Source organism: Arthrobacter sp. E3 (genome assembly GCF_017353415.1).
GTDB lineage: Bacteria > Actinomycetota > Actinomycetes > Actinomycetales > Micrococcaceae > Specibacter.
Genome location: NZ_JAFMPX010000071.1, coordinates 1 through 2,476, shown reverse-complemented (window position 1 = coordinate 2,476; position 2,476 = coordinate 1). Strand labels below are relative to the sequence as shown.

The window sequence follows — 2,476 nt, the reverse complement described above, 5'->3', positions numbered from 1 at the left end:
TCAGGCCTCCTGACGTAGCTGTTGCTTGAGGAAAAAACTTTCCCGTATTCTCGGTGTTTTCTTTGGTGAAACCCTTTTAATCTCACCCGAAATACGATATAGTTTATGATAGGAAAGTAGTAGTGCCGAAGGGATGGGATGATGGTTTTGATGACTGCTCAACCGCCCTTGCCCATGGCTCCTATCGCTGTTAGCCACCTTGGTGCCGCCGTTTCTTTATTGGAGAACGAGGAGGGCGGTAAGGTTTTCATTCATGGTGAACTTGCCTACGTATGGGGGCCCGGGGACGTAGTGACCCGTCGTTTCGCTGTGGTGAGCTTGTTGGAGCTCAAGGCTGCTGTCGCGGAGGAAATCGCCGCAGTGTTCAACGTTGGTGTGATGACGTTGTATCGGTGGCGCAAACAACTTGCTCGCCAGGGAGTTACTGGCCTGACGTTAGGTCAGCGCGGTCCGAAGGGCCCTTCGCGGTTGAGTGAGTCACTGATCGCCGAGATTGTTGTTCTGCGGGAATCGGGAATGAGCCTGCAGGCCGTCGGTGACGCGGTGGGGGTCTCGGAATTTAGTGTTCGCCGGGCCTTGACTATGGTCAAGGAGCGCTCCACTGCACGCGCCGAGACGGTGACTGCAACGGTTCCCGCACCTGAAAAAACCGTGTCGGCACCAGCGCTCGTGCAGCCGGAGCTGTGGCAGGAAGAAACCACCACCCTGCCGGTATTGCCAGCCCCGGCAGACCGCGGTACCGAACGGGCCGCTGCCCGGGCGGGCCAACTCGTGTGTGCGGCCCCGGTATTTGCCCCGGCCGGTAAAGTCCCCCTAGTCGGGTTGTTTCTGGCGTTGCCCGCCCTGGAACGCACCGGGCTGCTGGAGTGCGCCACGACAGTGTTTGGCGCGTTGCCCGATGGGTTTTACGGGCTCGAAACGATCCTCCAGGATGCTGTCCTGCGCGCCTTGCTCGGGGAATCCAGGGCGGAAGGCGCCACCCGGATCAACCCCACCGACCTGGGACGGGTGTTGGGGTTGGACCGGGCCCCGGAAGTGAAAACCATCCGCCGCAAGACGTCCCTTCTGGCAGAGAGCGGCACGGCCGAGGAGTTCCTGACAGCCCTGGCCAAACACCACCTCAACCCCAACACCAGTACCGGGGACGCTGAGGATGGTGGGCTGTTGGCTGTTTTGTATGTGGATGGGCATGTGCGCGCCTACCAGGGAAGTAAGAAGATCGCGAAGGTCCACTCCACGAGGTTGAAGTTCCCGACCCCGGCCACAGAGGAAACCTGGGTCTCGGACTCCCACGGCGCCCCGGTATTCGTCGTCATGGCAGAACCCGGCACCGCCCTGACCAAAGAACTCCGCACCCTACTACCCACCCTGCGAAACATTATTGGCGACGATCGGCGCGTGTTGGTGGGCTTTGACCGGGGAGGCTGGTCACCAGCCCTCTTCGCGCACATGGAAGCCGCCGGCTTTGACGTGCTGACGTGGCGCAAAGGCAAAACCGGCGACATCCCCGAGGACCAATTCACCGAGGCCACCCACCCTGACGAGCACGATGAAACGCGCACCTGGCTGGCAGCCGACACGATCCTGGATCTACCGCTGGCCACTACCGCGGCCACTGGCGAGGTGTTCCGGATGCGCCAGATCAGCCGGATCGTTCCCGCCCGGGCAGGGGCCACCCGCCAAATCCACATCCTCACCACGAACCATCAGATGGGTGCTGGTGAGGTGATCCACCGGATGGGATCACGCTGGCGGCAGGAAAACTACTTCCGCTACGCCCGCATGCACTTCGACCTTGACTCCCACGACACTTACGGCAGTACCGACGATAACCCGGAACGATCCGTGCCGAACCCGGCAAAACGAGAGGCCTACAAACACGTCCTGACCGCCCGCGCCCACTACCATCACGTCCTAGCCGAGACTGATGCGGCGATGCTGGCACTAAGAACACCGGCCCACGGTGCCGGGGACATTACCGTCACCAATGCCATGCACAACGCCCTCAACGCACCCCTCTTCACCGCCGAAGCTACCCTCGATGCGGCCGAGGCAGCCCACCGGGCAATACCTGCCAGGCTGCCGCTGGGTGACCTCAACCCGGGCCAGCAAGTCCTTGATACCCAAGTCAAACTGATCACGCACGGGATCCGGATGGCCGCCTACAACACCATGATGACCCTCGCCAGGGAAATCCGCACGAATACCGGCTACGCCCGCGCCGCCGACGAAGCACACACCCTGATCAGGTCAGTGCTGAGCGCAAGCGGTGACATCGACACCACCACCGACGGATACCTGACCATCCGGCTGAATCCACTCCCGACAGCACGGGCCACCAAAGCCATCAGCGAGCTCTGCGAACACCTCACGACCACCCAAACCCGCTACCCAGGCACCGAGCTGATCCTGCGCTACACCATCAAAAACAAGAAACCGACCAACAAAAACTAAATCGCTAAGTCAAGAGCTCTGG

1 protein-coding gene is annotated in these 2,476 nt (G+C 61.1%); it reads left to right on the top strand.

Annotation, left to right across the window (positions count from 1 at the left end):
• The first annotated feature begins 150 nt into the window (after positions 1-150).
• A complete protein-coding gene (locus JMA46_RS16615; RefSeq protein ID WP_207346458.1) occupies positions 151-2,454 on the top strand; it encodes a helix-turn-helix domain-containing protein in 2,304 nt (767 codons plus the stop codon).
• Positions 2,455-2,476 lie beyond the last annotated feature (22 nt).